The 1,469-nt window shown below is 62.9% G+C and carries 1 protein-coding gene; it reads left to right on the top strand.

The window, feature by feature from the left end; all coding sequences use genetic code 11:
* A partial coding sequence (locus tag CSQ89_RS21480; protein ID WP_308418204.1) for a hypothetical protein occupies positions 1–1,239 on the top strand: 1,239 nt, incomplete at its 5' end.
* Positions 1,240–1,469 lie beyond the last annotated feature (230 nt).

Genomic DNA, 1,469 nt, shown 5'->3' with positions numbered 1-1,469 from the left:
TCGACCACTGTCAGATTAGGGGCAGGCTACTGGTTGACCGACCGCTTCGCGCTGAACGCCGATGCCGAACACAGCGTGGAAGGCACCGACCAACGCCGCTACGGCGCCGGCGCGAAGTACCTGCTCACCGAACGCAGCAAGCTGTATGGCCGCTTTGAAGGTCAGACCGGCCTCGCCTCCGCCTACTCGCTGGGTGCTGCCGACAAGAGCAATAGCTTCATCGCCGGGGTGGACAGCAGCTATATGCCGGGCGGCAGTGTCTTCAGCGAATACCGGCTGCGGGATGCCGAATCGGTGCAGATGGCCGATGTACGTGACCAGCAACTGGCCTCCGGCGTGCGCAATGTGTGGAACCTCAGCCAGGGGGTAGCCGCCAACACCAGCGTTGAATACCTCCAGATCCTCAAAGGCACGCAACAGGAAGCCGCCGCCATCGCCACCGGGCTGGACTATGCCGTCAGCCCCTTGTGGAAAGCCTCGGCGAAACTCGAATGGCGGCGCGTGTTCGACAACAAGCAGGTCACCGGCGACCAGAGCCAGAACCAATGGCTGAACACCCTCGCGTTTGCCCGCAAGCTCAACCGTGACTGGACCTTGCTGGCGCGCAACTACCTGCTGTGGACCATCAACAACGACAACGCCAGCGGCACCGGCAAGCTGGGCGATACCAAGCAAGACCGGGCGCAGATCGGGTTTGCCTGGCGGCCGGTCGACAACAACCGGGTGAATGGCCTCGCGCGGTATGAGTACAAGATGGTCAGGGATGACTCGCAACCCCAGGCCAACAATGGCGTCGGCGGCGACCACTACAACGCCCACATCGTCTCGGGTCACCTGGACTACCACCCGAGCCGACCGTGGTGGCTGACCGGACGCCTGGCGGGCAAGCAGACCACGGACGACACCCTGAACGTTGACCAGCGGACTTACCGCGCCTGGCTGGTCAGCGGGCGTGGCGTCTACGACCTGACCGAGAACTGGGATGTGGGCCTGATGGCGGGTGTACTGGGCAGCCCACAAGGCGGCAGCCGGCAATACACGTACGGGATGGAACTGGGGTACCTGTTGAAGGAGAACCTCTGGCTATCGGCAGGCTACAACTGGACCGGCTTCCGCGACCGGGACTTGAGCGGGCCGGAACAGACGGCGAAAGGGATCTACCTGCGCCTGCGGTTCAAGTTCGACGAGACGCTGTTGAAAGCCAAGGATCCGAACGTGAACGTCAGTTTAGATCGCTAGGGAAGCGGGACCAACAGGGTCACGTACCGGACAAATCAAACAGAGGCAGCCATGAAACAGACGAAGACAAAGGTAGCGAAGGGCGTGTTGCTGATCGGCGTGATGTGGACAAGCGCCGTCAGCTGGGCAGCAGGGGCTACCCTGACAGCGCCCTCGGATCGGATCAGCGACCAGGCGATCGCCGCCGACCAGAACGGCTATGCGGCCACCCAGGGGCGGATCAAAGCCCT

The sequence above is a fragment of the Chitinimonas sp. BJB300 genome (genome assembly GCF_002735695.1).
Lineage (GTDB): Bacteria > Pseudomonadota > Gammaproteobacteria > Burkholderiales > Chitinimonadaceae > Chitinimonas.
This window is presented reverse-complemented; position numbering and strand designations above follow the sequence as displayed.